Source organism: Anseongella ginsenosidimutans (genome assembly GCF_008033235.1).
Classification (GTDB): Bacteria; Bacteroidota; Bacteroidia; order Sphingobacteriales; family Sphingobacteriaceae; genus Anseongella; species Anseongella ginsenosidimutans.
This window is the reverse complement of record NZ_CP042432.1, coordinates 284,902-309,782: the sequence shown is the minus strand read 5'-3', so window position 1 is coordinate 309,782 and position 24,881 is coordinate 284,902. Positions and strand designations below refer to the sequence as shown.

General features: G+C 48.9%; 21 protein-coding genes. 16 read left to right on the top strand and 5 right to left on the bottom strand.

Annotated features, from left to right (window positions below; translation table 11 throughout):
• Positions 1-8 precede the first annotated feature (8 nt).
• The 4 genes from FRZ59_RS01355 to FRZ59_RS01340 all read left to right on the top strand — a co-directional run bounded on the left by FRZ59_RS01355 (position 9) and on the right by FRZ59_RS01340 (position 3,206).
• On the top strand, positions 9-563 hold the full coding sequence (locus tag FRZ59_RS01355; RefSeq protein WP_207910191.1) for a YceI family protein: 555 nt from the start codon (positions 9-11) through the stop codon (positions 561-563).
• 7 nt (positions 564-570) lie between these two features.
• Positions 571-1,473 (top strand): DUF5777 family beta-barrel protein, encoded by a 903-nt coding sequence (locus FRZ59_RS01350; RefSeq protein ID WP_132127655.1) that lies wholly within the window; start codon positions 571-573, stop codon positions 1,471-1,473.
• Between the two features lie 106 nt (positions 1,474-1,579).
• Complete coding sequence (locus FRZ59_RS01345; protein ID WP_132127656.1) at positions 1,580-2,149, top strand: Crp/Fnr family transcriptional regulator; 570 nt, start codon at positions 1,580-1,582, stop codon at positions 2,147-2,149.
• A gap of 82 nt (positions 2,150-2,231) precedes the next feature.
• Complete coding sequence (locus FRZ59_RS01340) at positions 2,232-3,206, top strand: aldo/keto reductase (RefSeq protein ID WP_132127657.1); 975 nt, start codon at positions 2,232-2,234, stop codon at positions 3,204-3,206.
• A 201-nt stretch (positions 3,207-3,407) separates the two neighbouring features.
• On the opposite strand, the gene FRZ59_RS01335 is transcribed toward FRZ59_RS01340, so the two are convergent.
• Entirely contained in the window at positions 3,408-4,784 is a 1,377-nt protein-coding gene (locus FRZ59_RS01335) for a LutB/LldF family L-lactate oxidation iron-sulfur protein (protein ID WP_132127658.1), read from the bottom strand.
• Positions 4,785-4,952: 168 nt separating this feature from the next.
• Here FRZ59_RS01335 and FRZ59_RS01330 point away from each other — a divergent pair, with 168 nt between their 5' ends.
• From FRZ59_RS01330 to asnB, 7 genes are all read left to right on the top strand, one after another.
• Positions 4,953-5,645, top strand: a complete 693-nt coding sequence (locus tag FRZ59_RS01330) for a DUF4198 domain-containing protein (protein ID WP_158640484.1) — start codon at positions 4,953-4,955, stop codon at positions 5,643-5,645.
• 85 nt (positions 5,646-5,730) lie between these two features.
• Positions 5,731-6,186, top strand: a complete 456-nt coding sequence (locus FRZ59_RS01325) for a hypothetical protein (RefSeq protein ID WP_132127660.1) — start codon at positions 5,731-5,733, stop codon at positions 6,184-6,186.
• A gap of 9 nt (positions 6,187-6,195) precedes the next feature.
• On the top strand, positions 6,196-6,741 hold the full coding sequence (locus FRZ59_RS18690; protein WP_225975129.1) for an SLC5/6 family protein: 546 nt from the start codon (positions 6,196-6,198) through the stop codon (positions 6,739-6,741).
• Positions 6,738-7,658, top strand: coding sequence for a sodium:solute symporter family transporter (locus tag FRZ59_RS18685; protein ID WP_262713143.1), 921 nt, complete (start codon positions 6,738-6,740; stop codon positions 7,656-7,658). Before FRZ59_RS18690 ends, FRZ59_RS18685 begins: the two co-directional genes overlap by 4 nt.
• 6 nt (positions 7,659-7,664) lie before the next feature.
• The gene (locus FRZ59_RS19325; RefSeq protein ID WP_262709585.1) at positions 7,665-7,787 is read left to right on the top strand and encodes a hypothetical protein; all 123 of its coding nucleotides are present in this window, start codon (positions 7,665-7,667) and stop codon (positions 7,785-7,787) included.
• Positions 7,781-8,887, top strand: coding sequence for an aspartate/ornithine carbamoyltransferase family protein (locus tag FRZ59_RS01315; protein ID WP_132127662.1), 1,107 nt, complete (start codon positions 7,781-7,783; stop codon positions 8,885-8,887). Before FRZ59_RS19325 ends, FRZ59_RS01315 begins: the two co-directional genes overlap by 7 nt.
• A 24-nt stretch (positions 8,888-8,911) precedes the next feature.
• Positions 8,912-10,870 (top strand): asparagine synthase (glutamine-hydrolyzing), encoded by a 1,959-nt coding sequence (gene asnB / locus FRZ59_RS01310; RefSeq protein WP_132127663.1) that lies wholly within the window; start codon positions 8,912-8,914, stop codon positions 10,868-10,870.
• A gap of 588 nt (positions 10,871-11,458) precedes the next feature.
• Here asnB and FRZ59_RS01305 read toward each other — a convergent pair.
• Positions 11,459-12,682 carry an AAA family ATPase gene (locus FRZ59_RS01305; protein WP_225975128.1) on the bottom strand — a complete coding sequence of 408 codons (1,224 nt, stop codon included), beginning with the start codon at positions 12,680-12,682 and terminating at the stop codon, positions 11,459-11,461.
• Between the two features lie 3 nt (positions 12,683-12,685).
• Positions 12,686-12,982, bottom strand: coding sequence for an ATP-binding protein (locus FRZ59_RS18680; RefSeq protein ID WP_207910192.1), 297 nt, complete (start codon positions 12,980-12,982; stop codon positions 12,686-12,688).
• Positions 12,983-13,076: 94 nt separating this feature from the next.
• On the opposite strand from FRZ59_RS18680, the gene FRZ59_RS01300 reads away from it, so the two are divergent.
• Complete coding sequence (locus FRZ59_RS01300) at positions 13,077-14,936, top strand: alpha/beta hydrolase family protein (RefSeq protein WP_132127664.1); 1,860 nt, start codon at positions 13,077-13,079, stop codon at positions 14,934-14,936.
• Between the two features lie 25 nt (positions 14,937-14,961).
• On the opposite strand, the gene ilvD is transcribed toward FRZ59_RS01300, so the two are convergent.
• Positions 14,962-16,650, bottom strand: coding sequence for a dihydroxy-acid dehydratase (gene ilvD, locus FRZ59_RS01295; protein ID WP_132127665.1), 1,689 nt, complete (start codon positions 16,648-16,650; stop codon positions 14,962-14,964).
• Positions 16,651-16,687: 37 nt separating this feature from the next.
• Positions 16,688-17,761 (bottom strand): Gfo/Idh/MocA family protein, encoded by a 1,074-nt coding sequence (locus FRZ59_RS01290; protein ID WP_132127666.1) that lies wholly within the window; start codon positions 17,759-17,761, stop codon positions 16,688-16,690.
• Positions 17,762-18,015: 254 nt separating this feature from the next.
• On the opposite strand from FRZ59_RS01290, the gene FRZ59_RS01285 reads away from it, so the two are divergent.
• From FRZ59_RS01285 to FRZ59_RS01270, 4 genes are all read left to right on the top strand, one after another.
• A complete protein-coding gene (locus FRZ59_RS01285; RefSeq protein WP_132127667.1) occupies positions 18,016-18,945 on the top strand; it encodes an AraC family transcriptional regulator in 930 nt (309 codons plus the stop codon).
• Positions 18,946-19,076: 131 nt separating this feature from the next.
• On the top strand, positions 19,077-22,145 hold the full coding sequence (locus FRZ59_RS01280) for a SusC/RagA family TonB-linked outer membrane protein (RefSeq protein ID WP_207910193.1): 3,069 nt from the start codon (positions 19,077-19,079) through the stop codon (positions 22,143-22,145).
• Between the two features lie 12 nt (positions 22,146-22,157).
• Positions 22,158-23,939, top strand: a complete 1,782-nt coding sequence (locus FRZ59_RS01275) for a RagB/SusD family nutrient uptake outer membrane protein (RefSeq protein ID WP_132127668.1) — start codon at positions 22,158-22,160, stop codon at positions 23,937-23,939.
• Between the two features lie 29 nt (positions 23,940-23,968).
• Entirely contained in the window at positions 23,969-24,829 is an 861-nt protein-coding gene (locus FRZ59_RS01270; protein ID WP_147698204.1) for a DUF4998 domain-containing protein, read from the top strand.
• Positions 24,830-24,881: the final 52 nt, after the last annotated feature.

The window sequence follows — 24,881 nt, the reverse complement described above, 5'->3', positions numbered from 1 at the left end:
GGAAGAAGATGAAAAGATATCATGTGAAATATGTGGTGGCTATGCTGCTGCTTATGGCAGGAAGGGAAGCAAAGGCCCAGGTTTACCAGTCCTATAAAAGCGAAACTTCCTTTTTTTCAAAGGCTCCGCTGGAAGACATAGCCGCCCGGAATGACGGGGGAGCCAGTGTATTGAATCTCGGAAACGCTGAAATTGTATTCCTGATCCCTATAAGAGGCTTTCAGTTCCGGAAATCCCTGATGCAGGAACATTTTAATGAGAATTATCTGGAGTCTGATAAATACCCTACAGCCACATTCAAAGGAAAGATCCTGGGCTTTGAGCCCTCGCGGCAGGGAAAGCAAGAGGTACAGGCGAAAGGGATACTTAGCATTCATGGCGTTGAAAAGCCCGTGAAAGCCGCTGGTACGCTGGAAAAGAAAGGCGAGGAGCTGCTGCTGGAATCCAGCTTCCGGGTAGCCCTGAAAGACCACGGGATTACCATACCCAGGCTGGTCGTGCGGAATATTGCTGAAATAGTGGATGTAAAGCTGGAATACCACTATAAACCGAAAACAAATTGATTTAATAATGAAAAACAACGTCTTATTCGCCATAGCGCTTTTTCTGCTGCAGGCGGGATTGCCTTCAGGGAGCCTTGCCCAGGACAGCCTGCTTTCGGTACTTGATTCGGCCGGGACAGCTGAATACGATAAAGTGATCGCTACTTTTAAAGCAAGCCGGATCATTAACGGGCAAAGTATCGAGGGATCGGGCGCCGGGGAACTGCAGTTGGTGATCTCCCATCGTTTCGGACAGGTCGATAACGGCGTGCAGACCTTCTTTGGCCTGGATGACGCCAATACCATGCTTAGTCTTGAGTATGGCATCAGCGATAAACTTCAGGTAGCGCTGCAGCGCAGTTCTTTCAATAAAATGGTAGACGGATTCCTGAAATATCGCTTCCTGGATCAGACTCGTGATGACCGTATGCCGTTCAGCGCGGCGCTTTTCCTGGAGGCGACGGTCAATACCACGGCTACTTCCGATGAAGCTGTTGTACGGCGGGACTTTAAACACCGCTGGGCCTATGTTACCCAGGTGCTGCTGGCCAGGAAGTTCGGAGAGGCTTTTTCCCTGCAGCTTTCACCAACACTCCTTCACCGGAATCTGGTGCCCCTGAACGAAGACCCGGTTGATCTTCCCGCCCTGGGCGCGGGCGCACGGTACAAGCTCAGCGAGCGGATGTCACTCAATCTTGAATATTTTTACCGTTTCCGCGAGGACGCAGCCGGTTCTCATAACCCTTTTGCTATTGGGCTGGATATAGAAACCGGCGGGCATGTATTCCAGCTGCATTTTACCAATGCCCGGCAAATGACCGAAAGAGGTTTCCTGACCGAGACCAGCGGCGACTTTTTTAAAGGCAATATTCACTTCGGTTTTAATATCAGCAGGGTGTTCCAGCTGGGCGGCGGGAAAAGCAGCAGGTAATTACCGCGTTAATACTAGTGTTACAGGCAATCTTAGACAACCGCACAATCCGACATTTTTTGCCAAATGACAATGACCGACTGATAACAACAACTAACTTTGCTGAATGGAAAAATTCATTGACTACGTTTTACAGTTTGGCAATTTGAACAAACAACAAATTGACCTTATTACAGGCAAAACAACGGAGTTAGAACTTCGCAAAGACGACTATTATTGGGAAGCAGGAAAAACTGTTAAACAAATCGGTTTTCTTACAGATGGTGTGATTCGTGTTTATTATTACGATAGCAAAGGCGTAGAATATACAAGATACTTTATTGATGAAAATCTTTTGATTTTAGATGGGCCAAATTTAGATGGAAACTATACTCCTTCCGAATATTTGCAAGCCGTTACTGATTGCAAACTCACAGTGTTTTCAAAAAAAGACTGGAAGGAAATTTCTGATACCATTATAGGTTGGGAAAAAATTATACAAAAGATAAACAACAAACAACACACTGAAAAAATAGAAAGAAGAAGCAAATTAGTTTCTCAAGATGCAGCTACCCGTTACAGTGAATTCATTGACAAATTTCCAACATTGGCAAATCGAGTTCCCCTATCCTACATCGCTTCCTATTTGGGAATTACGCAATCTTCATTGAGCAGAATAAGAAAAAATATCCGTTAAATTTCACTTTTTGCCAAATGGCAAATGGTTTCATTTTTTATTGAACAACCTTTGCGGTGTCAAATTTTAAAATCAAGAAAAGATGAAATCAAGAAAATTAGGAAACAGCGGATTAGAAGTATCTGCATTAGGTTTTGGTGCAATGGGTTTGAGCTTTCCAAACGCACCGACAAAAGAAGAAAGTATAAAATTAATTCGTTCGGCAGTTGAACACGGCATTACGTTTTTCGACACGGCACAAGGCTATGGCGAAAATGAATTGTTGGTTGGCAAAGCACTCGAGCCATTTCGCAACAAAGTTGTAATTGCAACAAAATTCGGCTTCAAAGATGGAAATGTAAGATTGGGTTTAGACAGTCGTCCCGAAACAATAAAAGCCGTTGCCGAAGCATCTTTGAAACGATTACGAACTGACGTAATTGATTTGTTTTACCAACATCGTTTTGACCCGAATGTGCAGATTGAAGACGTTGCAGGAACTGTAAAAGATTTAATTCAACAGGGAAAAGTAAAACACTTTGGTTTGTCGGAAGCACCTGCCGAAATCATTCGCAAGGCTCACGCTGTTTTGCCTGTGACGGCTTTGCAAAGTGAGTATTCAATGTTTTACCGTGAACCCGAAACAGGCATTATTTCTACATTGGAAGAATTGGGAATTGGCTTTGTTCCATTCAGTCCACTGGGCAAAGGCTTTTTGACAGGAACAATCAACGCAAATGTTGAACTTGACAAAGACGATATAAGAAATTTTTCCCCTCGTTTTAGTAAAGAAAACCGAGAAGCCAACCAGGGATTAGTTGATCTGGTTGTTTCCATAGCCGCAGACAAAAATGCCACACCTGCACAAATTGCATTGGCTTGGTTGCTGGCTCAAAAAACTTTCATCGTTCCAATTCCGGGAACATCAAAATTGCATCGTTTAAAGGAAAACATTGGTGCTGACAACATCACTTTGACTACTGATGAGTTAGACAAAATAAATTCTGCGTTGGCGACAATCAAAATCGTTGGCGAACGCTACTCTGCACAAATACAAGAAGCGACAGGACGAAAATAAAGAACACCGTAACAACTGAAGAAACACTGCCTGTAACAGCGGTTTGGCGTAATGGGGGCTGACGTTCTTCGTATGAAAATTTGTGCTAGATTTGAACTGTGTGCTTCGTATGAACTTTAGTACTGAAAGCCCCCACTACGCTAAGCCGCCCGGGGCGACAAGACCAAGGCTTGGTGCTGCAAGTTCACGCTTAACACAGCACTAAGGATGGTTTTCCTTCCAGATCTCGTTAAAGGATTTGGGAGGGAAGGGGGGAAGTTCGCGCCGCTTGCCCCAGGCACGCCTGAAAAATGTCTTCATGAACCAGCTTTTCCATTTTCCGCTTACCCCGTTCATGAATTTACGGCGCAGCATGGCGTTCTTCCAGAAGTACCATCCCCACATCTCCGTCTTGGGGGCCATGTCTTCGTCCACCGAATCCCGGCGGTTGAGGAGCAGTATTTTGTGTATTTCAATTTTTACCGGGCAAACTTCGGTACATTTCCCGCATAGGCTGGATGCATAGCTGAGGTGCTTGAATTCCTTCATGCCCTGGAAATGGGGCGTGATAATGGAGCCAATGGGGCCGCTGTAGGTGGTTTCGTAAGTATGCCCGCCCACGTTCTGGTAAATCGGGCAGGCATTCAGGCAGGCGCCGCAGCGGATACAATAAAGGCCTTCCCGCTGTTCTTTCCGGGCCAGGAGATTACTGCGGCCATTGTCCAGCAGCACCACGTACATCTCTTCCGGGCCGTCCAGTTCATCGGCCTGCCGGGGGCCGCTGAATACAGAGTTATAAACCGTGATGTTCTGACCGGTTCCATGGGTAGCCAGCAGGGGCCAGAAAATATCGAGGTCCGCCAGGTTGGGAATAATCTTTTCAATGCCTACCACCGCAATATGGATCTTGGGAAAGGTCGTGGAAAGGCGGCCGTTCCCTTCGTTCTCCGTGATGCAGATACTGCCGGTGTTAGCGATCATAAAATTCCCCCCCGTGATCCCCGCGCCCGCTTCCAGGTATTTATCGCGGAGCAGCTCCCTTGCTTTGAGCGTTAGTTCTTCCGGGGTGGCGTTAACCGGCGTTCCAAACTTTTCATGGAATAATTTTGCAATATCCTCTTTGGAGAGGTGCATGGCCGGAGTGACGATATGATAAGGTTTCTGGCCCAGCAGCTGGATAATGTATTCTCCAAGATCAGTTTCCAGGGCTTCTATCCCCTCGTGTTCCAGGACTTCATTAAGCTCGATCTCTTCTGTGGCCATGGATTTTGACTTTACCACGGTTTTAATATTCCGCTGCTTTAATAGCTGGAGAATCTCTTTGTTAGCCTCCTCCGCATTATTCGCCCAGATTACCTTCCCGCCTTTGCGGGTGAAATTCTGTTCAAATTCCAGCAGGTATTTGTCTAGGTTTTCTATCGTCTTCCACTTGATGGTATGAGCCCGCCGTTTCGAGTTTTCCAGGTTGTTAAAGCGGGAAAGCCCTTTTGTGACGGCTGTCTGGTACTTTCCCATGTTATAATTGATGGTACGCCGGTGGTCCAGGTCAAAGGCTTTAACTTCCGAGGCGACTAAGAATTCTTCTGAATGCTGGCTCATATATGCAAATGTATAAAAAGAAGCCGAAGAAACCGGCCGCTCTATTCAACAAGAACAGGGTTATTAATTTATTTAGACTTAATATAAATAATTTTATATTTGCACAGCATCCGGCAAAATACGCCCGGCATAGCTTAAGAATTCAACCATACAATTATGTTAAGATCAATGATGCTTTTACTGCTGCTCGGAACAGCTTCCCTGCACCTTTCAGCCCACGCCTTATGGATAGAATCCAATTCTTCCGGCAAATCCGGGAAAGAACATACCGTGAAGGTATTTTACGGGGAACCCGCAGCTGGTGTTCCTGACAAGATCGAAGACTGGTGGTCCGATGTAAGCAGCTTCACCCTTTGGCTGGTAAAACCTGACGGAAGTAAGGAGCAATTAAAGGTTTCCAACCAGGGCGATCATTTTTCGGCCGCTTTTACCCCTTCCGCCGATGGCTTGTACACCTTGAGTGTTTCCCATAACGTGGCGGAAATATCCGGGGGTACGCTATACCAGTTCAATGCTACCGCCCTGGTACGTGTAGGCGACGCTTTGGCATCTTCAGACTATGCCTCCGGGACCAACGAGCTGTATCTTTACGCTGATCCGGCCGCCAAATCAGGAAAAGGCAAGACCCTTTCTGTTTCCTGTCATTCTCCGGAAGGCCCGGTTGCCGAAGCATATGTCACGGCCTTCGCCCCCAGCGGCTGGTCTAAGAGTTTCCAGGCTGACGCTTCAGGAAAAGGCTCTTTCACGCCCGAATGGACGGGAACCTACCTGATCGAAGCCGGAAAGGGAGACGAAGTTACAGGGAAACCTTATGAGAATATTTATCGTATCGCCACTCTGCAGGTCGCTGTTCCGAGATAGTATTCTTAAAGAAAAATAACCATTAATTTAAAATAACCCGGTGATTTCTTGCGTAAGTCGATGAGAACCGTCATATTTGTAATTAATGACGTTTCTCTATCCGAACGTACAGATAAATCACCGGGTTATCTTCTTTTTGCTGATGCTGATGGCTGCTCCTGCCCTGGGGGCTGGTCAGGAAATCAGACTTTATTCGGCTGAAGGCGGCGTTTCAAATGCCGGGCATATTAAGCTTGAATGGCAGCCGCCTGCCGCAGCCCGCATTTTCGAAGTGCAGCAGGCTGGCGGGGAATCCTTTAGCGAAGCTAAAACCATCTACCAGGGGCCGGACCGGGCTACCTTTATTTCCGGCCTTGAAAACGGTACTTATTATTTTCGTGTCAGGGAACAGGGCCAGGATTGGTCCAATGTGCTGAAACTGGAAGTAATCCATCATTCTTTAACGCTCACCTATGTCTTGTTGGGCCTCGGAGGACTTGTCTTTCTCTGCACAGCCGGCATGGTCCTGTACGGCGTCAGGAAATCCGCTCAAATTCAATAAGAAATAAGCATGACGCACCAGTCGTATATTATATCACCGGAAATTGGCTGGCTCCTCCTTGCCCTGCTTAGTGTGCTGTGGATTGTTCTCGGAGTTTACTGGGGCAAGAAGGCCAAAAACATGGAGGGCTATATGCTGGCCGGCCGGAATGTAGGGCTGGCATTCGGCACTGCGACCGTAATGGCTACCTGGGTTACTTCCAACACGACCATGCTGGCGCCGCAGTTTGCCCTGGAACTGGGTATCTGGGGAATGCTGGCTTATTCCACCGGAGCCCTGGGCTTGCTTTTATTCGCCCCGCTTGCGAAACGTATCCGGACCCTGATGCCCAACGGGTACACCAGCGGTGATTTCATTCGCCTGCGCTACGGGAAGCCTGCCTGGATCCTGTTCCTGGTAATTAGTATATTTTACGGTTTTTTCTGGCTCATCAGCATGGGAATGGCCGGAGGCATTCTGATGAATGCCATCGCAGGTATTCCCTATGAGATCGGCACCGCAGTTATACTGGGGTATGTGTTACCTATACGCTGTTTGGAGGCCTTTATGCCGTGATAGGAACGGATTATATCCAATCGGTGCTGATTATGATTGGCGTGGTGATCATCGGGGTGGCGGTTTTCCAGGTAGTTGACATGGACCAGATCTATTCGGATCTTCGTGAGGAGCGGCCCATGCTGCTGAACGCGCTGATGCCTGCGGCAATGATGGCGGTGTTCAATAACCTGCTTTTCGGGCTGGGTGAAGTATTTCACAGTAACGTCTGGTGGAGCAGGGCCCATGCCATGCGAAGCACAGTGGGAAAGAAGGCGTACCTGCTGGCCGGCTTTTCATGGCTTCCGATTCCCGTGGCCGCCGGCTTCATTGCCCTGGCTTCGGGTTCCCTGGGCATCAATATTACCAGTCCGGACATGGTGGGCCCTTTGGTGGCAGCGAATGTCCTGGGCAAGGCGGGCGCCGTCGTGGTATTCATGGTATTCTTCTGCTCGCTGGCCTCCAGCCTGGACAGCCTGCTGGCATCTACCGCCGACCTGATAACCGAAGATATTTACCGTAAAATGATCAATCCTTCCGCTTCCGGCCGGAAACTGCGGAAAATTTCTTCATGGATCGTGCTGGGGCTGGGCGTGGTGGCGCTGATTGTCTGCCTTCCCAGGATTGGTACGCTGGCTACGGTCCTTTTCTTTGCCGGCCCCCTGGTAGGAAGTACTATCTGGCCGGTTGCCACCGGCCTGTATTGGAAAAAAGCAAACGCTTATGGAGCCATTATGGGAATGGTGCTGGGAACCATTGTGGGCCTTATTGCCTATTTCCGCCTTGGCTGGTACACCGGAGCCCTGGTGGGAGCGGCCGTTTCCATGATCACTGTCGTGGCCTGTACCTGGCTGTTCCCGGATAACTTTAACTGGCAAACCTTAAATGAAACACATGAGCCCGGTTTCCCGGAAAGGGAAGCTGCTCTGAAAGACTAAAATAATATGTTCTTTTCGCAAGGCTTCATAACATTTATAATCATCCTGTCGCTGGTGATGATCAGCGTGGCGACCATTACCCTGCTGGTACTATTGGTAAATGATATTAAAAATAAAAAGGTATGGTGATCGAAAAGTTGAGCAAAAAGGGAAAGGCGGTGGAAAGCGACCCGCTTGTTCCGGACGGACTGCATCCGGATCCTAAAAAATTGCTGAAGAAGGAAAGTATTAACCTGGATATTCTGCGGCAGTTAAAAGGACAGTCGGTGCTTTCCGTCAAACAGTTCGACAAGGAACTCGTTTGCGAGCTGTGTAAATTCGCGGCCCTCCTGGAAGCTACCGAGATCGGGAACAGACATCCGCTGGACGGCAAAATCGTGATCACTGCCTTTTTTGAAGCAAGTACCCGTACCAGGCTCTCATTCGAAAGCGCTGTACTCCGCCTTGACGGTAAAGTGATCAGCATTCCCGAAGGACAGTCTACGGGGGTGGCAAAGGGCGAATCCTTGTCGGATATAGGCGAGATGTTCAATGCCTACGGCGACCTGGTGGTGATGCGCCATACCGAAACAGCTGCGGTGGAAGAGGTGATGAAGAATCTTCGTATCCCGCTCGTGAATGCGGGGAACGGCTCGGGCGAACATCCCACCCAGGCGCTTGCAGACTGGTTTGCGATCCTTAAATGGAAGCCCAGGCTGAAAGAGAACCGGGCCCGGAAACAAGATAAGATCCACCTGGGCATACTGGGCACTCCCGGGAGCATGCGGGCCGTGAAATCATTCCTTCAGATGTCCCTGCTTTTCCGGGAAAACATCCATTGCATTTCCATCGTATCGGAGCTGGCCAATCCGCTTGGAGAAGAGCTGGCGCAGGAACTGGACGAATCCGGAGTGGATTTCCAGATAACAAGCGATATAAATGAGGTGATCAGCGACCTGGATGTGATCTATATGAATTCTATTGCCTTCCTTGGCGACAGTTATAAATCCCTGGATTCCCGCTTCAAACTCAACCAGGATTCGGAGCTGAAAGAGGATGCAGTTGTGCTGCATCCCCTGGCCCGGCTGGATGAACTGGATCCCAACCTGGACGGAACGCATCATAATCTCTACTTCACCCAGGCGCATGGCGCCGTATTCATGCGGCAGGCCTTGTTCATCTCCATCCTGAATCGTTTTGACAGGCTGGGAAGCGGAAACGGCGCCCTTGATCTCAACTCCGAAACCTGATAAAAAATTTGATAGGATAATAATATGTGCGGAATAACAGGCTATTGGCAGGCAGAAGGATTGGAAGACGGGGCGGCAGCCGTGTTGGAAAGAATGACAAAAACATTGCGGCATCGCGGGCCCGATGGTTTCAGGTATCATGTGGATAAGGAAAAAGGGCTGGCCATGGGGCATGCACGGCTTTCCATTATTGACCTGAACACCGGCGATCAGCCGCTTTATAACGAAGATAAAACCCGGGTGCTTACGGTTAACGGGGAGTTTTATGATTATAAGCGGATCAGGACCCGGCTGCGGCTTCAGGAAGGAGCGTCTTTCGGAACGAAGTCGGACAGCGAAATTGCCTTGCCGTTATACGAACGGTACGGACTGGATTTTGTATCACATCTCCGCGGAGAATTTGCTTTTTCGCTCTATGACCAGGATAAGGACCGCCTGGTCCTGGTGCGCGACCGTTTTGGCGTAAAGCCCTTGTTCTATCATATAGGCGCAGACGCCGTGTACTGGGGATCGGAGATCAAATCCCTGTTCGCCCATCCGAGGGTGCCGCGCGCGTTTTCTTCCGAAGGAGTGCTGCACCAGCTGATGCACACCATGGTTCCGGGAACCAGCGCATTCAAAGATATCTATTCCCTGAAACCCGGGCATATGCTGCTGATCAGCCGCCGGGGGAAACAATTTGATATCCGGGAACATAAATATTGGGACATGGATTTCCCGGAAGAAGATGCGCGTAACAGCAGCCTTTCGCCGGAACATCATATCGAACGCACGCAGGAAACACTTACCGATGCCGTACAGCAGCGCCTGGAAGCGGACGTGCCGGTTGGTTGTTATCTTTCGGGAGGGATTGACAGCTGTTCCATGCTGGGAATGTCCGCCGCTATGCAGCAGTCGCCGGTGAAGGCCTTCACGATCAGCTTTGACAATAAAGATTATGATGAAGCCCATATTGCCCGGGAAATGGCGGAGAAGGTTCGCGCCGATCAGGAGCAGATCAGCCTGTCCGCAACGGAACTGTACGGGGATAATTACGTGCAGACATTATGGCATTCCGAGCGTACCTTTTACAATACACTTGGGGTGGCCAAGTTCTGCATGAGCAGGAGAGTTAATGAATGCGGCTACCGGGTGGTGGTGACCGGTGAAGGTTCCGACGAATTATTCGGCGGCTACCCGGCCTTTAAGCGGGATATGCTTCGGCACGGGCTGAACGAAGGACACGACCCGGAAGAGGTGGCTTCTTACCAAAAATTGATGGATGAAACCAATAAGCTGTTCAAAGGAGCTATTCTTTCGGAAGACCCGGTGAGCCATCCCGCTATGGAAAGTTTGGTAGGTTTTACCCCGTCATGGATCCAGCCCTGGATTCAGACCCTGGAAATAGCAAGGCCCCTGCTGCACGGAGATTTGCTGGCCGGGCTAAAAGACTACGACCCCCTGGACGCAATCGCTGGCTCCATCGATAAAAGTCAGCTGGACAGGCGCCATGCCCTGGACAAGGCGCAGTACACCTGGAGCAAGACCATGCTGGAATGCCAGATCCTTAACTGGGGCGGAGACCGGGTAGATATGGCCCATTCCATGGAATCGCGCCCTGCTTTCCTGGACCATCACGTCGCGGAGATGGCGGTACAAATTCCGCCGCATTACCGCATTCACGGCAATACCGAAAAATGGGTGCTGCGCGAAGCGATGCAAAAGATCCTGCCGCAGGTATTATACGAGCGGGAAAAATTTGCCTTTATGGCCCCTCCGAGTCATACCGACAAGAAAAAACAAGAAGGTCTGCGGAATTTGCTGGAAGAATATATGAACCCACAGGCCATCCGCGACGTGGGCTTGTTTGACCCGGACCGGCTGCAGGATTTCCTGGAAAAGTACCGGCAGGATACCGATCCGGTTTCGCTTACCCGCAAAGACGCCCTGATGAACCACTTGCTGGGACTGCATATCTTATGGCATCAGTTTGTTAAGAATTAACTTCCGGGGATGATTTCTGTCAAATATTCATAAGCAGGAACCAATTCGATCGTATATCCTTCTTTATCAAAGCGGTCTTGCTGGTCCGAAGTGACTATAACTCCCTTGTTTAGGTTGAAGAACTTCATAGCGTCCCGGAGGCTATTGTACTCCCGTTCGAAATTGAAGTCTCCAACTTCATGGCATACCTGAACCGCATGTTCGGCTTTTTTTTTATTAAATGCGACGAAATCACACTCCCCTTTATCTTTAAAATAATATAGTTCCCTAAAATGACGACGCAGATGCAGATATATCAGATTTTCCAGTTTGCGACCTGTATCGGGAGTAAAAGAGGTAGATACCGCTGAAATCAGGCCGGTTCCGCTTGTCTGTTTCCTGTTGTAAACGAACGAAATCGGAAGTATCGAAGCCCACTAATCGAATATCTTCGAAATTGAAATACAAGGCATTTTTATAATAATTTCTATCAAACAAAGTCATTCAATACTAATGAATAACTTTGTTTATCGCTATTGGATGACCTTATAAGATCACTGGTTGCAGAGCCGGCCGGCCACCGCTCCGCGATCAATGCCATGTATTTGGCTAGAAGGTTCTGAATAAGGCATCCATAGTCACTTCTTGCTGAACCAGATTGAGCTTATGTTCGTTATTTTTGACACCAAATGTAGTAATGAGCGTGAGAAACAGGTTTTTTCTGGTCTTTGCCGCCTGTCTGAATGTGCTTAATTTATATTGCAACTCTTTTGCATAGCGCTTGTCAATAGTGAAAACATCTGTTGAGAATTTGATTTCGCAAATGCTGATACAGAAATCTTGCCGGTCTATAAGCAAGTCTATCTGTGCGCCTTGTTCCCCTTTTCCGGGGACGTAGCGCCAGGATGATTCTTCGGTGTGTACGCCTGATATCCCCAGGGCCCGTTTGATTTCATGAGTATGTTTAAGGCATACATTCTCGAAAGCTAAGCCGCTCCAACTTCTCCATGTTGGGCTTGCAGTTTGTTTGGTCCAAGCATCGTGAAACCCCGCTTTACTGTTCTCAATGAATTTGAGGTAAAAGCAGGAGTATTCGTCTGAAAGTTTGTATAGTGCATCACGTTGTTTTTTTTGAAAAGGAATGTAACTGCGAATGAATCCCGATTCAGCAAGTTCGTCCAGTAGCTTAGTGGTAGTGCCCCCGCTGCTTAACTGGCATATTTCAATAATTTCGCCACGGGTTAGCCCTGATGGTTTGCTGGCCAATGCTCTTACTACAGCCAAGTGTTTATCGGCCTGGTCAAATAATGCACTATAGAGGTTTTCGAATTCGTCGCGCAGCAGCCCGTTTTGTTTGAAACACAGTCTGTCAATGACTTGAGTTGACGTCTCGCCAGTTTTTACTGCCTTGAGGTAATGAGGTACGCCTCCGAGGGCCATGTAAAGCTGTAAGATATGGTAGCGATTGAGTGTTATTTTACGACTTTTTAAATATGCTTCGGTTTCATGCAAGGTGAAAGGCATGAGGGCGATACGGTGAGTGATCCGATTGTGCAGTCCTCCTTTGTTTTTGATGATATTCCTGATCATCCAGGAAGCTGCCGATCCACAGATGACGATGATCAAGTTGTCTTGTTTAGTAGCCCAGGAATTCCAAAAGTGATCAAAGGCTTGCAAAAAGCCGGAACGGTGCGTATGGATCCAGGGAAATTCGTCAAAGAAAAGTACTTTTTTCTTTTTGCGGTCTTTGAGTTGAAGACCAACATAGTGCTTGAGTAGATCAAAACCTTCGATCCAATCGGAGGGTACGGATAGTGGTACAGCAGATCCCATAAATCAACCTAGGTCGCGGCTGAAAATACGCAACTGATCGCGAATGCTGGCATACTGAAGCCCAGTCATTTCAAAAATCAATTCGCTTTTGTACACATTGCGAACCAAGAAGGTCTTACCTACCCTCCGTCTTCCGTAAATGGCTATTAATTCAGCTTCATTAGACGCTAAAGCTTCCTTTAACTGTGCGATTTCGGAGGATCTTCCAATTAATTTTTCATCGTACCAGCTATTATTACCAGCCAAAAGTAGGTAAAAACTATCACTTATGGCTAGTGATATCTCAGTATTATCAGCCATATGTCTATGTGGAAACCCACTTATGGCTGGTAATAAAATATATGCACATTGCTTTTAGCTATAAAAGCTGGATAAAGCTGGTTGAGTCGCTAAGATTCGGGACATTCATCTGTTAAAGGAGAGGCAAGCCGGGATTCTTGACGATTTAAAAGCGGCTATAGGGCCGTTTCCGGCCAAAAGCGCTCTGAATGCTGAAGTACAAAATGTCATTTTCAAGGAAGACTACCGCATTGAACATATCCTGTTTGAGTCCCGGCCTGATTTTTATGTTACTTCATCCCTTTATATACCCAAGGGAATTGATAAGCCTGCGCCGGCTATTTTGTATTGTAGCGGCCATAGCGCGTTGGGGTACCGTTCCCCGGTCTATCAGCATGTGATCATCAATTTAGTCAAAAAAGGATTTATCGTTTTTGCTTTCGATCCTGTTGGTCAGGGAGAACGCATACAATATTATGATCCCAATACCGGCCAGTCCCGAATGGGAGGCCCAACAAGAGAACATTCATATCCCTCCGTCCAGTTGTTGCTCGCCGGAACAAATCTGGTGAATTATATGGTTTGGGATGGAATCCGCGCATTGGATTATTTAGCTACAAGGCCCGAGGTGGATATAAATCGAATCGGTGTTACGGGCCGGTCCGGCGGAGGCACCCAAGCCGCCTATCTGGGTGCGGTAGATGACCGGGTGAAAGCCGCAGCCATAGAGAATTATTTAACCAGCTTTGCGCGCTTGTATGAAAGTAAAGGGCCACAGGATGCGGAGCAAAATCTAACCCACGGTATTTTAAAAGGAATAGACCACGCGGATTTACTGATCGCCAGGCTGCCCAAAGCCAGTTTATTGATCGCAACAACAAATGATTTTTTCAGCATCCAGGGCGCCAGGGAAACGTTTGAGCAGGTCAGCACATTAGCTAAGCTATATCCTTTTGCCCAGGATAAGCTTTTTATGGTGGAAGATGACGCCGGTCATGCCTCAACCAGGAAGAACAGGGAAGCCTTGTATGCGTTTTTCCAGTCGCAACTTGAGCTTCCCGGCCCAGTCACCGACTTGGAAATAACCGTGCCTGCAGCGGCAGAATTGCGCGTATGTGCCTCCGGTCAGGTCTCCACCTCCACGCCATCGGAAAACCTGTTTAGTTTGAACAAGAAGCACGCTTCCACCATACAGCCCACATTCCCGAAACACCCGCTAAGCCTTCCGGATGTTTCATTCATCAAGGAGTTAGTTGGATTTAATCAACCGTTAGACACGGTAAATAATGTTTTTACCGGACGCGTAGCCCGAAAGGGGTACGTCATTGAAAAGTACTTTACCTATAGTAGCGGGGGATACCTTATTCCGTACCTCTATTTCAAGCCGGAGCTACCAAATGGCAAAGCCCTGATCTACGTACACCCGGAAGGGAAGGAAAGCATGGCACTGCCTGGCAGCGAACTTGAGCGGATGGTTCAGTCCGGATATGCCGTTTTTTGTCCGGACCTGATCGGAATAGGCGAAATGGGCCCCGGAAGTTATAAAGGCGATGCCTATATCGACGGCGTTTCTTACAATATGTGTTTCATGGGGTTGCAGATCAATAAGACGGTGGTGGGCTTGCGATCAAGCGATATTGTTGCATTACGGCAGGTAATTACCCGGGCCTTTTTATTTGATGATATCTATGCGATATCGGTTGATGAGCTGGCCTCTCCATTACTGCACGCAGCGCTATTTGATGAAGCCATAAAAGGTGTACTGACCATTGGCGATTTCGCAACCTACTCCACGTTGGTAAATACCGAATATTACGACTCCCGCCATGCATTCAGTCTTGTGCCAAACGTACTTTTATATTATGACCTCCCGATATTGACTCGTGCGATTGCTCCCCGCAAATATGCCCATTTGGATGGGAAAGGCGCAGGCCCGGCAATCTTAGCGAAGATAAAAGGCTTTTCTGCAAAATGAACTGAAAAACCGTGATCCTGTTTGCTTAGATTAATGGCCGGTCCGTTATACAGCCGGCGGAAGCGGACGAGACCAGTTGGGCGTATTTATAGAGTACTCCCGGCGTATTCCGGGGAGCCGGTTCCGCCCAATCCGTGCGCCGCTGATGCCAAACTTCATCATTTAAATTAGCGTCTATCCGGTTATTCCGTACGTCAATGGTGACCATGTCGCCTTCTTCCAGCAGCGCAATAGGCCCGCCGTCAATCGCCTCCGGCGCAATGTGCCCGACGACAAAACCGTGGGTGCCTCCGGAGAAACGCCCGTCGGTAATCAGGGCCACATCCCTTCCAAGGCCGGCGCCCATAATAGCGGCCGTGGCCTTGAGCATCTCGGGCATGCCAGGTCCGCCTTTGGGGCCTACATAGCGGATGACTACAATGTCTCCTTTATGAATAAGGCCCTTTTTTATCGTCTCTACGGCTTCGTCTTCACTATCGAATACCCTGGCGCGGCCTTTAAAAAAGTCGCCTTCTTTCCCGGTAATCTTGGCGACAGATCCTGCAGGGGCGATATTCCCATAAAGTATTTGCAGGTGGGCTGTGGGCTTAAGCGGTTTGTTCACCGGAACCAGGATGTTCATTTCATTGTTCCAGGGCGGGATTCCTTCGAGATTTTCGCGAAGTGTTTTACCGGTAACTGTCAGGCAGTCGCCATCCAGCAATCCCTCATCCAGCAGGATTTTCAAAATGGCTGGCGTACCGCCGCTATCGTGTACATCTTCCATCATGTATTTGCCACTAGGCTTCAAATCAGCGATGAGGGGCGTGTGATTGCTGATGTGCTGGAAGTCGTCCAATGACAAAGGAAGATCAAAAGCCCGGGCGATCGCCAGGTAATGTAAAACGGCGTTTGTGGAGCCTCCCAGGGCCATGACGACAACCAACGCGTTCTCCAGCGACCTGCGGGTGACAATATCACGGGGCTTCAGGTCCAGTTGGAGTAAGTTTTTGATGGCCGCTGCTGCAGCGGTACATTCCTGTTTCTTCTCATCACTTACCGCCGGGTTCGAGGAGCTGTAAGGAAGCGATAGCCCCAGCGCTTCAATGGAAGAAGACATGGTGTTGGCCGTGTACATGCCGCCGCAAGCGCCGGCGCCCGGGCAAGCGTTGCGGATAATCTGACCCAGTTCCTCGTCATCGATAAGACCGACCGTTTTGGCGCCATAAGCTTCAAACGTGGAGAGTACATTGATTTTATTGCCTTTGTGCCTGCCGGAATGGATGCTTCCTCCGTAGATCATCAGCGCAGGCCGGTTAAGGCGGCCCATCGCAATCGCCGCGCCCGGCAAATTCTTATCGCATCCCATGATCGCTACCAGCCCGTCATACCATTGGCCGCTCATGACCGTCTCAATGCAGTCGGCAATGAGATCCCGGGAAGGGAGCGAAAAGTTCATCCCAAAAGTACCCATGCTGATGGCATCACTTACGCCGATGGTGTTAAAGGTCATCCCATTTACGTCAAGGGCCGTCAGTTCCCTTGCGACAATGGCGGCCAGGTCATTGAGGTGCATGTTGCAGGGATTGCCCGAAAAGCCGGCGCTGGCGACGCCAATCTGGGGGAAGCGGATGGTCCGCTCGTCCAGTCCCGTAGCGTAGAGCATCGCCCTGGAGCCGGGCTGGCCTTCGTTTTCAGTAAGCTTACGGCTAAATTTATTCAATATAGGGTTCATGGATGTTAATCGCTTTTTTGTGTTGTTATAGCTAATGTTAATCAGGGATGTCCGTGCCGCCGGAATCGCTTGACAGGTAAGCGGCTTCTACCAGGCGCATGGTGTCGTAGGCGTGCTTTACCGAGGTGACATGCGGCGATGCAGGGTTTTCAATGGCACATTGCAGGTCAGCCATGGTGGCAATGAACGCATCGGGATACCAGGCCCCCGGGATATCCGCCGAAGTCCAACCCTGCTGTGCCTGTCCGGACAGGAAGTATTCAAAATGGTCGGCTTCACCTTTTGGGAAGTTAATGTTCTTACCCAGAGTTGCTTTAATGGCGCCTTTGCTGCCTTCCCATTTGACAAAGGAGTCCTGGTGTTTAATGCCGAAGTCGTGCCCGTGATTGGTGTTGATAAAAGCGCGTACGGGGCGGTCGTAGTCAAAAATGATGACCGAACGCGTAGAGGCTAATTGCATTTGTTTCGGATGCTGGAAAGTTTTGGCATATATGCCGTTCGGCATGCCCAGGAAATACCGGATCATATCCATGTAATGGATGCTGTGGTAAAGCATTTCCATGCGTGGCAAACCGAAAAGAAAATCCCAGAGTTCCCAGGGGTGGTGGATGTTCATCCGAATTTCCATGTCATGCAATTCGCCGATCGCGCCTTGGTCGATAAGATTTTTTGCAGCAATGATCGACGGGATCAGCTTCATTTGGAAGTTAACACTTGCAGTGAAGCCTTTTGACTCGCAAATGCGTAAAATAGCGGCAGCTGCCTGCAGGGTTTCGCCCATGGGTTTCTGCATCATCACGCCGGCGCCTGCGGGCAAAAGTTCGAGGATACCGGTTAACTTTGAAGCCGGCACGGCAATATCAAAGACAGCGTCCGGCGGTGCATGGCGAATCAGCGCTTCGATGGACGAATGTACCTTCGGGATACCGAATATGCCTGCAAGCCTTTCGGCCTTTTCCGGTTGAATATCATAAATGCTCTGAACCGGCCAGCCGGCTTTGAGGTAAGCCGGCAAATGGGCTTCTTCCATGATTCCGCCCGCTCCGATCACGACAATCGGGCGGGGCGATTCCGGCAGATTAAACGCCGCCGACAGGAGATAACTGCTCATGAGTAGTACTGCATTTTATCCAAATCCCAAAAATGAGCATGTATACAGGGGTATTGCAAATTTTTTTAAAGGTATGGTGAATAGCAGGTTTGCAATGATATTGGATTAGCCAGTATCTGTACGAATTTGATTTATTCATTTATATTTGGTTGTTTTTTCTTAAATTACGATACCTGATTGACGAAATATCCATAAATTCCGAAGATTATTGTTAAAAAAATACCTTTTACGCCTGCTTCCTAAACCAAAACTACATGAAGCCGATTTATGCCAAACCGCCGCTGGGCAGCCGCGCTGCTTTCCAGGTTAGGAAAGACTATTTCGATTTGCTGGATACTAAATGGCACTATCATTCGGAATATGAATTGGCCTTTATTAAATATCCGCATGGAAAACGCATTGCGGGTAACAGCATCACCGCCTTCGAAGAGGACGATTTGGTTTTCTATGGGCCTAATCTTCCGCATGCATGGTCACACGAGCCTGCCGCCGGTGAAGTTCCGGCTACATCTTACAACAGCGGGCTCTCTTATTATGCGATCGTAGTGCATTTCAGTAAGTCTTGTTTTGGGGATTCTTTTTTTGCTATTCCCGAAATGGGCGCCATCCAGGCGATTCTCCGGAGGAGTACCCACGGGCTGGTGATATATGGAGAGGCACGGAAGCGGATTGTGCAGCTGATGAGCCAGCTGGTTGATCATACCGGCTCAAGACGTGTTATTCTTTTGCTGCAAATATTAGAGGAACTGTCCGTCACCGAAGAGTATGCCTTGCTTTCGTCCGCCGGGTATTGGGATAATCTTAATGATCATGACGCCGTACGGATGAGCGGTATATACGAATACATTATTCAGAATTTCACCAGGGAGATTGTATTGGACGAAATTGCCACACAGGCGCATATTTCTCCTTCGGCCTTCTGCCGTTATTTCAAGGCAAGAACGAAACGGACACTTAAGGAATTTGTCAACGACTTACGCATCAACTATGCCTGCCAGTTGCTGGAAGAAAATCAGCACAGCATCACCCAAATATGTTTTGAGGCGGGTTTCAACAATATATCCAATTTTAACCGCCGGTTCAAGGAGATCAAGGGAATCACGCCGCAGCAGTACCGAACCAACATCCTGGGTATTCACCACAATAATATAAAGCGAACGGCCGGAGAGCATAGTCAATCGTAATGCAGATCAAATGCGTATCGATTATGGCCAAACCGGTACTGGTTTGACTGTGCGGCGACAGTTTCCTTTGTATGAATTATAATCCCGATCCCGTCCATGTTTGGAATGTCGGTGATGTGATGACCTAAACAATGAATAAGACCTTTATGGAGACAAACATGTACAAGTTTTTACTCATGACCGTGTTTTGCACCATGGTATTCAGTAACTCGCTTTTCGCACAATCTGTTGTAAGCGGCGTAGTAACTGATGATGCAGGCGCGGCGCTGGCGGGTGTATCCGTTCAGATCAGGGGAACAATTGAGGGCACAAAAACTGACGAAAGCGGAAGGTATTCAATTGCCGGCGTGGATGAAGGCGCAGTGATCGTATTTTCCCTTTTAGGGTATGTGCCGTATGAAGCTACTGTTGGCGCCGAACGCCAGATTGATGTTATGATGATTGCCGAGGCGACCGAACTGGAGGAGGCGGTTGTAGTAGCTTATGGTACTCAAAAGAAGGAAAGCGTGGTGGCGGCAATTGCTACCATGGACGCAACCGGTTTGCGGCAGACTCCGGCCTCCAACATCGGTATCGCGCTTGCCGGACGTTTGCCCGGACTAACCGTGCTTCAGCGTTCGGGGGTTCCCGGAGGCGAGATGATGGAATTTTATATACGCGGACGCAGCACCATCAACGGGCAGCAGCCGCTGATACTTGTGGACGGCGTTCCACGTGATTTCACGGCGCTTGACCCGAGGGAGGTCGCCACCATTTCCGTCCTGAAAGACGCTTCAGCCACCGCGGTTTATGGGGTAAGAGGAGCGAACGGCGTGATCCTCATCACTACCCGGAGAGGGCATTCGGGAAAACCGGTTATTGATGTGACGGCTGAACAGTCCTGGCAGGCGCCAACACGTTTGCCTGAAATGGTGAACGCCTACGACTACGCCCGCTTGTATAACCAGGTGGAAATTCAAAACGGGCGAAACGCAGTTTATGATGATGCGGCCCTGGAACACTATCGGCTGGGCGACTTCCAGGAATTATATCCGACGCGTGATTACATGAACGAATTCATGAAAGACGCGTTCCCCATGAACCGGATGAATGTGAACGTTAGCGGTGGTAACGACCGGATGAAATACTTTACCACTGTTGGATACCTCCTTCAGCAAGGTATCTTCGAAACGGAAAAATTTGACGAGTACGATTACGATCCCACGTCCAAGGCGAACCGTGTCAACTTCCGATCTAATTTTGACATTGAGATCAATCCTTCATTAAGCATGCTGCTCAATGTGAGCGGTTATATGCAAAAGAAGAATGATCCTGTCGTGGTGCCAAATAACAGCGGCTATTTAAATGATGTGGCGGCCTATTCCGTTGTAATGGGTTCATTGCTTCAGACACCCAGTAATTACCACAACGACCTGTCCCCTGAAGGTGAAGTGCTGTCTACTGCCCTGAAAGGCGGAAACATCAACAATGTGCCTTACGGGATGCTTAACCGTTCGGGGTTCCGTAATACCATGACGAACCAGGTAACAGCGACACTGGGAGCGGAACAGCAGCTTGAATTTATCACTCCGGGGTTATCTGCAAAGGCATTGGTTTCCTATGACGCCACTTCGATCAACCAGCAAGTCCGGCAACGTACATTCCAGTTGTACGAAGCCAAGCAAGATCCCGAAAACCCCGATGCGGTTGTATATGAGCCTACAGGGACCAATACAAACAGCAGCCTGGCCGATATGCAAATCCAGTCGCAATGGAACCTGATGAACATTGATGCGTCGCTCAACTATGCCCGTACTTTTGGGGTACATGATGTAACGGGCTTGCTGCTGTTCAACCGGTATCAGCGTGTGGTTAACATCCAGCTTCCTTATAATTATGTGGGTTTCGTGGGCCGGGCCACCTACGGGTACAAACACAAATACTTCGCTGAACTCAATTTTGGATATAACGGCTCCGAACAGTTTGCTCCCGGGAATAAGATGGGCTTCTTCCCCTCGTTTTCGGCCGGATGGCTCGCTTCAGAGGAAGATTTCGTGAGAGACGCGCTCCCCTGGCTTTCCTATGCGAAGCTTCGCGCTTCCTACGGCCAGGTGGGCAATGATAATATGAACGGCGCCCGTTTTGCCTTCCTGACGCTCTGGAATGGCAGTTACGAATCGCAGATCGGCAATTCGGAGTTAGCGTGGGAGAAAGCAAATAAGTCTAATATCGGGTTGGAGTTGCGCCTTTTTGAAAATTTCACTTTCGAGGCAGACGTCTTCTACGAAAAGCGGGACAATATCCTGATTTCCGCCACGGGGCTTGTCCCCACGGGAATGTTTGGTACCGGCGGTGTATTTAACTCTGGCATTATACCCCGGATCAATGCCGGTGAAATTGAGAACAAGGGCTTTGAACTTGTTGGCGGCTATCAAAAAAGCTTCAACGCCGATACCCGGCTTGACATCAGGGTCAATGGGGCATTCAATCGTAATAAGGTGCTTTTCCTCAGCGAGGTATTGCTCCCTGAAGAATATGCCTACCGCTTGCGAAACACCGGCTACCGTTTGGGGCAGCAGTGGGGATATAGAACAGCCGGATTTTTTAATTCCGAAGAAGACATTTTCAACTGGTATGACCAGTCTGGTGTCGGCGCCGTTCCAAAGGCAGGCGATCTGAAATATGTAGATATGAACGGCGACGGTGTAATTACTGAACAGGATCAGGCGCCGATCGGAGACCCGGAAATGCCGGAATGGACCTTTGGCGCCGCGGTAAGCTTTCAGTTTAAAGGTTTCGATTTCAGCATGATGTGGCAGGGGGTAGCCAATAGAAGCTATTTCTTAGCAGGGCAAGCGATTTGGGAAACATACAATTTCAATGAATGGCATAAGGAAGCATGGAGCCAGGAACGCTATGACGCCGGATTACCGATTACGTATCCGCGTTTGGCTCCCGGAAGCAACGCCAGCAAGCTCCCTTCTGATTTCTGGTACAGGGACGGAACCTATATCCGCCTGAAAAACGCGGAAGTGGGCTATACGCTTCCCGAACAGGTGTCAGACAAAATAGGAGCCGCATCAATACGAATTTATACCAATGGCCTGAACCTGCTGACCTTTGACAGGTACCCGGTGAAATACCAGGATCCCGAACAGAATAATGAGCTTTTATACCCGGTTTTCAAGGCATATAATATTGGGCTGAACGTGACTTTCTAAAAAGCAAAAATCATGAGGCAGATAATTTACATTTTTATCATAGGATTAGCGGGTGTATTTCAGTATGGCTGCGAGGAAGCGCTGGAGAAAACCCCCGATGGTCAAACAACCATCGACAAGGTCTTGAATAACTACGGCCGCAGCAAGGGGCTTATTGACGCGGCTTATGGAGAAGTTTACCAGGGGCGTGACCAGATCGCCTTTGTATTTAATCCAATCGAAACATTAACGGATAATGCGTTTTGGGCAGCTACTTATAATGCGTATGAGTGGCACAATGGCACCTTGTCCCTTTCCAATCCCGTTGTAAACTGGCCCTGGAACTCGCCGAGTGAACAGCTGTGGCCGGATTTCTGGCGTGGTATCCGCCTGGCCAATAACGCAATTAAATATCTTCCGCAGTCAACGGTTATTACGGAGCAGGAAAGGACGACATGGATAGCCGAAGCCAGGGTGCTGCGCTGCTGGTACTATATGAATCTCCTGGAGTTCTATGGCCCGGTGCCCTGGATAGAAGAACCATTCGAACCGACATTCATGGGCTGGAACGAATTAACGCGGCCCACCTACGATGAAATTGCGTCCAAAATTGAACAGGAGCTGCTTGATGTGATCAATTCAGGGATTTTGCCGGACAGGCAGCCATCACAGGAGGCACGCCGGGTTGATAACGGCATCGCTTACGCCATCCGGGCCAGGATACTGCTGTATAATGCCAGTCCGCTCAACAATCCCGGAAATGACCGGGAAAAATGGCAGCGCGCCGCCGATGCGGCACAGGACGTCATCGATTTACCCAGTTACAGCCTGGTGCCGATGTCTGAGTACAAGCGGCTGTTCATCGGCGCGTTTGCCACACCGGTGACGGAAATCATCTGGCGGGCTTGGGCTGATAACTCACATATTAACAATTCGAACGGCGTTAACGTGGGAAGTTATCCGCATGCCAGTATTAACAACATATGGAATTGCGGCGAATCACCTACACAGGAACTGGTAGATGCCTTCGAGATGAGCAACGGTGCCTTACCGGTGACCTACGACGATGATACCCATACCAGCGTAACCGTTACCCCGGGGGCGGCGGAAATGGGGTATAGCGAGGCACCGGGAGGAGATCCCTATGCTAACCGCGATGCGCGCTTCTACATAAATATCGTCCATAATCTGACAAATTACGGCGTTCCCTATAACTGTACGGAACCCTATATCATAGAAACATTCGTGGGCGGGCGGAACGGTTTCAATGACATAATATCACAGGAAACACAACGCTCCTGCACCGGGTATTATAGCCGTAAAGATAAACAGGTGAAATATTGGGGCCCTGGCGGCAGCCAGGGTCATGAACCTACCCACTGGGTATTTTTCCGCCTGGCCGAATTTTACCTGCAAAAAGCAGAGGCCTTATGTGAGCTTGGCAACCTGGACGGCGCCATGGCTGCGTTAAATGTCATCAGGGAACGGGCATTACAGCCAAGGATCCAGGATGTACCCGGTTTCGTCAGCTCACAGGAGTTTATCCGCGAGCGTATCCGCAACGAACGCCGTGTAGAGTATTGCCTGGAAGGACAGTATCGCTTTGTTGATCAACGGCGCTGGAAAATCCTTAATGAAACAAACCGTTTCGTCACTGGCATGCGCATTACAAAGGACGGGGAGGGTAAATTTCACTACGAACGCAAGAAAATTCGTGACTACCAATCATATACCGATAAATACCTGGTGATGCCGATTCCGCTGGAAGATGCAAAGAAAATGACCGGTATGTTACAGCCGGAAGCGTGGCGCTAATCAATACCAATAAGAATAATCTTTTTAAGATGAAAAATACAGGCTATTTCTTTATACCTGCAATACTTTTCCTGATGCTGCATACTTCCTGTCAGAAAGATGAGGTAACGGCTCCCGTACCCGTTGACGGCCTAACTGCGTTTTCAGGGAAAAACAGGGCGATGGTGGAGTTTACTGCGCCGGAGGGCGCCGTTAAAGGGAAGGTGTTTTTCAATAACGGGGACTACGAGGAGTTTGAGATAACGGAATCTCCTCAAACGGTTATAATTGACGGATTACAGGAGCAGGAGCATGTTTTAAGAATCGTCACAATGAACGCAGCGGGTGGGGTGTCTGCGCCCCGGGCGGTAAAGGTAGAAGTTTATGGCGACAGCTATGAAAATACCCTGAAGCCAAGAAAATGGAAAGACCAGATCATTCGCTCTTCAAGTTCTGTCGAGCTGGTTTTTGATGCGGCGTTTTCGAACGAAACAGCAGTAAGAATCGTATATACCACTACGTCAGGTGAGAAGGATAGTGTGGATATGCCAGCCAGTGAAAACACGATTGTTTTAGAGAACATTAACACGGAAGAAGACTATTTTTATTATTCTGTTTATAAACCAGCGTCCACTTCCATTGACAATTTCTTTTCAACCTCATTGGATGTTAAGACAGCCATGATGATGGACTTTCAGAAAGGCAAGTGGATTATTGACGGAACCTCCGGCGAAGATGCCGCAAATGGTGCAGGTAATCTAATAGATGACAATAGTACTACTTCATGGCGTACGCAACAAGGAGGAGCATTTCCGTACTGGATCTCCGTGGACATGGGCAGTCCGAAATTAATTGACGGGTTTTACTATGTTAAAATGCCCCGGGTAATAATGACGGCCCTAAAGAGCTGAAAATAGAAGTAAGCCTGGATAACAATGACTGGACAACCGTACTGGAGGCCGA

Bases quoted from the DNA above. Each gene is read 5' to 3' on its own strand.
- FRZ59_RS18690 (WP_225975129.1), top strand. From the start codon at position 6,196: ATGACGCACCAGTCGTATATTATATCACCGGAAATTGGCTGGCTCCTC.
- ilvD (WP_132127665.1), bottom strand. From the start codon at position 16,650: ATGAACCCTATATTGAATAAATTTAGCCGTAAGCTTACTGAAAACGAA.
- FRZ59_RS01345 (WP_132127656.1), top strand. From the start codon at position 1,580: ATGGAAAAATTCATTGACTACGTTTTACAGTTTGGCAATTTGAACAAA.
- FRZ59_RS01350 (WP_132127655.1), top strand. From the start codon at position 571: ATGAAAAACAACGTCTTATTCGCCATAGCGCTTTTTCTGCTGCAGGCG.
- FRZ59_RS01355 (WP_207910191.1), top strand. From the start codon at position 9: ATGAAAAGATATCATGTGAAATATGTGGTGGCTATGCTGCTGCTTATG.
- asnB (WP_132127663.1), top strand. From the start codon at position 8,912: ATGTGCGGAATAACAGGCTATTGGCAGGCAGAAGGATTGGAAGACGGG.
- FRZ59_RS01325 (WP_132127660.1), top strand. From the start codon at position 5,731: ATGACGTTTCTCTATCCGAACGTACAGATAAATCACCGGGTTATCTTC.
- FRZ59_RS01290 (WP_132127666.1), bottom strand. From the start codon at position 17,761: ATGAGCAGTTATCTCCTGTCGGCGGCGTTTAATCTGCCGGAATCGCCC.
- FRZ59_RS18680 (WP_207910192.1), bottom strand. From the start codon at position 12,982: ATGGCTGATAATACTGAGATATCACTAGCCATAAGTGATAGTTTTTAC.
- FRZ59_RS01275 (WP_132127668.1), top strand. From the start codon at position 22,158: ATGAGGCAGATAATTTACATTTTTATCATAGGATTAGCGGGTGTATTT.
- FRZ59_RS01340 (WP_132127657.1), top strand. From the start codon at position 2,232: ATGAAATCAAGAAAATTAGGAAACAGCGGATTAGAAGTATCTGCATTA.
- FRZ59_RS01315 (WP_132127662.1), top strand. From the start codon at position 7,781: ATGGTGATCGAAAAGTTGAGCAAAAAGGGAAAGGCGGTGGAAAGCGAC.
- FRZ59_RS01270 (WP_147698204.1), top strand. From the start codon at position 23,969: ATGAAAAATACAGGCTATTTCTTTATACCTGCAATACTTTTCCTGATG.
- FRZ59_RS01305 (WP_225975128.1), bottom strand. From the start codon at position 12,682: ATGGGATCTGCTGTACCACTATCCGTACCCTCCGATTGGATCGAAGGT.
- FRZ59_RS01280 (WP_207910193.1), top strand. From the start codon at position 19,077: ATGAATAAGACCTTTATGGAGACAAACATGTACAAGTTTTTACTCATG.
- FRZ59_RS01335 (WP_132127658.1), bottom strand. From the start codon at position 4,784: ATGAGCCAGCATTCAGAAGAATTCTTAGTCGCCTCGGAAGTTAAAGCC.
- FRZ59_RS01285 (WP_132127667.1), top strand. From the start codon at position 18,016: ATGAAGCCGATTTATGCCAAACCGCCGCTGGGCAGCCGCGCTGCTTTC.
- FRZ59_RS19325 (WP_262709585.1), top strand. From the start codon at position 7,665: ATGTTCTTTTCGCAAGGCTTCATAACATTTATAATCATCCTGTCGCTG.
- FRZ59_RS01330 (WP_158640484.1), top strand. From the start codon at position 4,953: ATGATGCTTTTACTGCTGCTCGGAACAGCTTCCCTGCACCTTTCAGCC.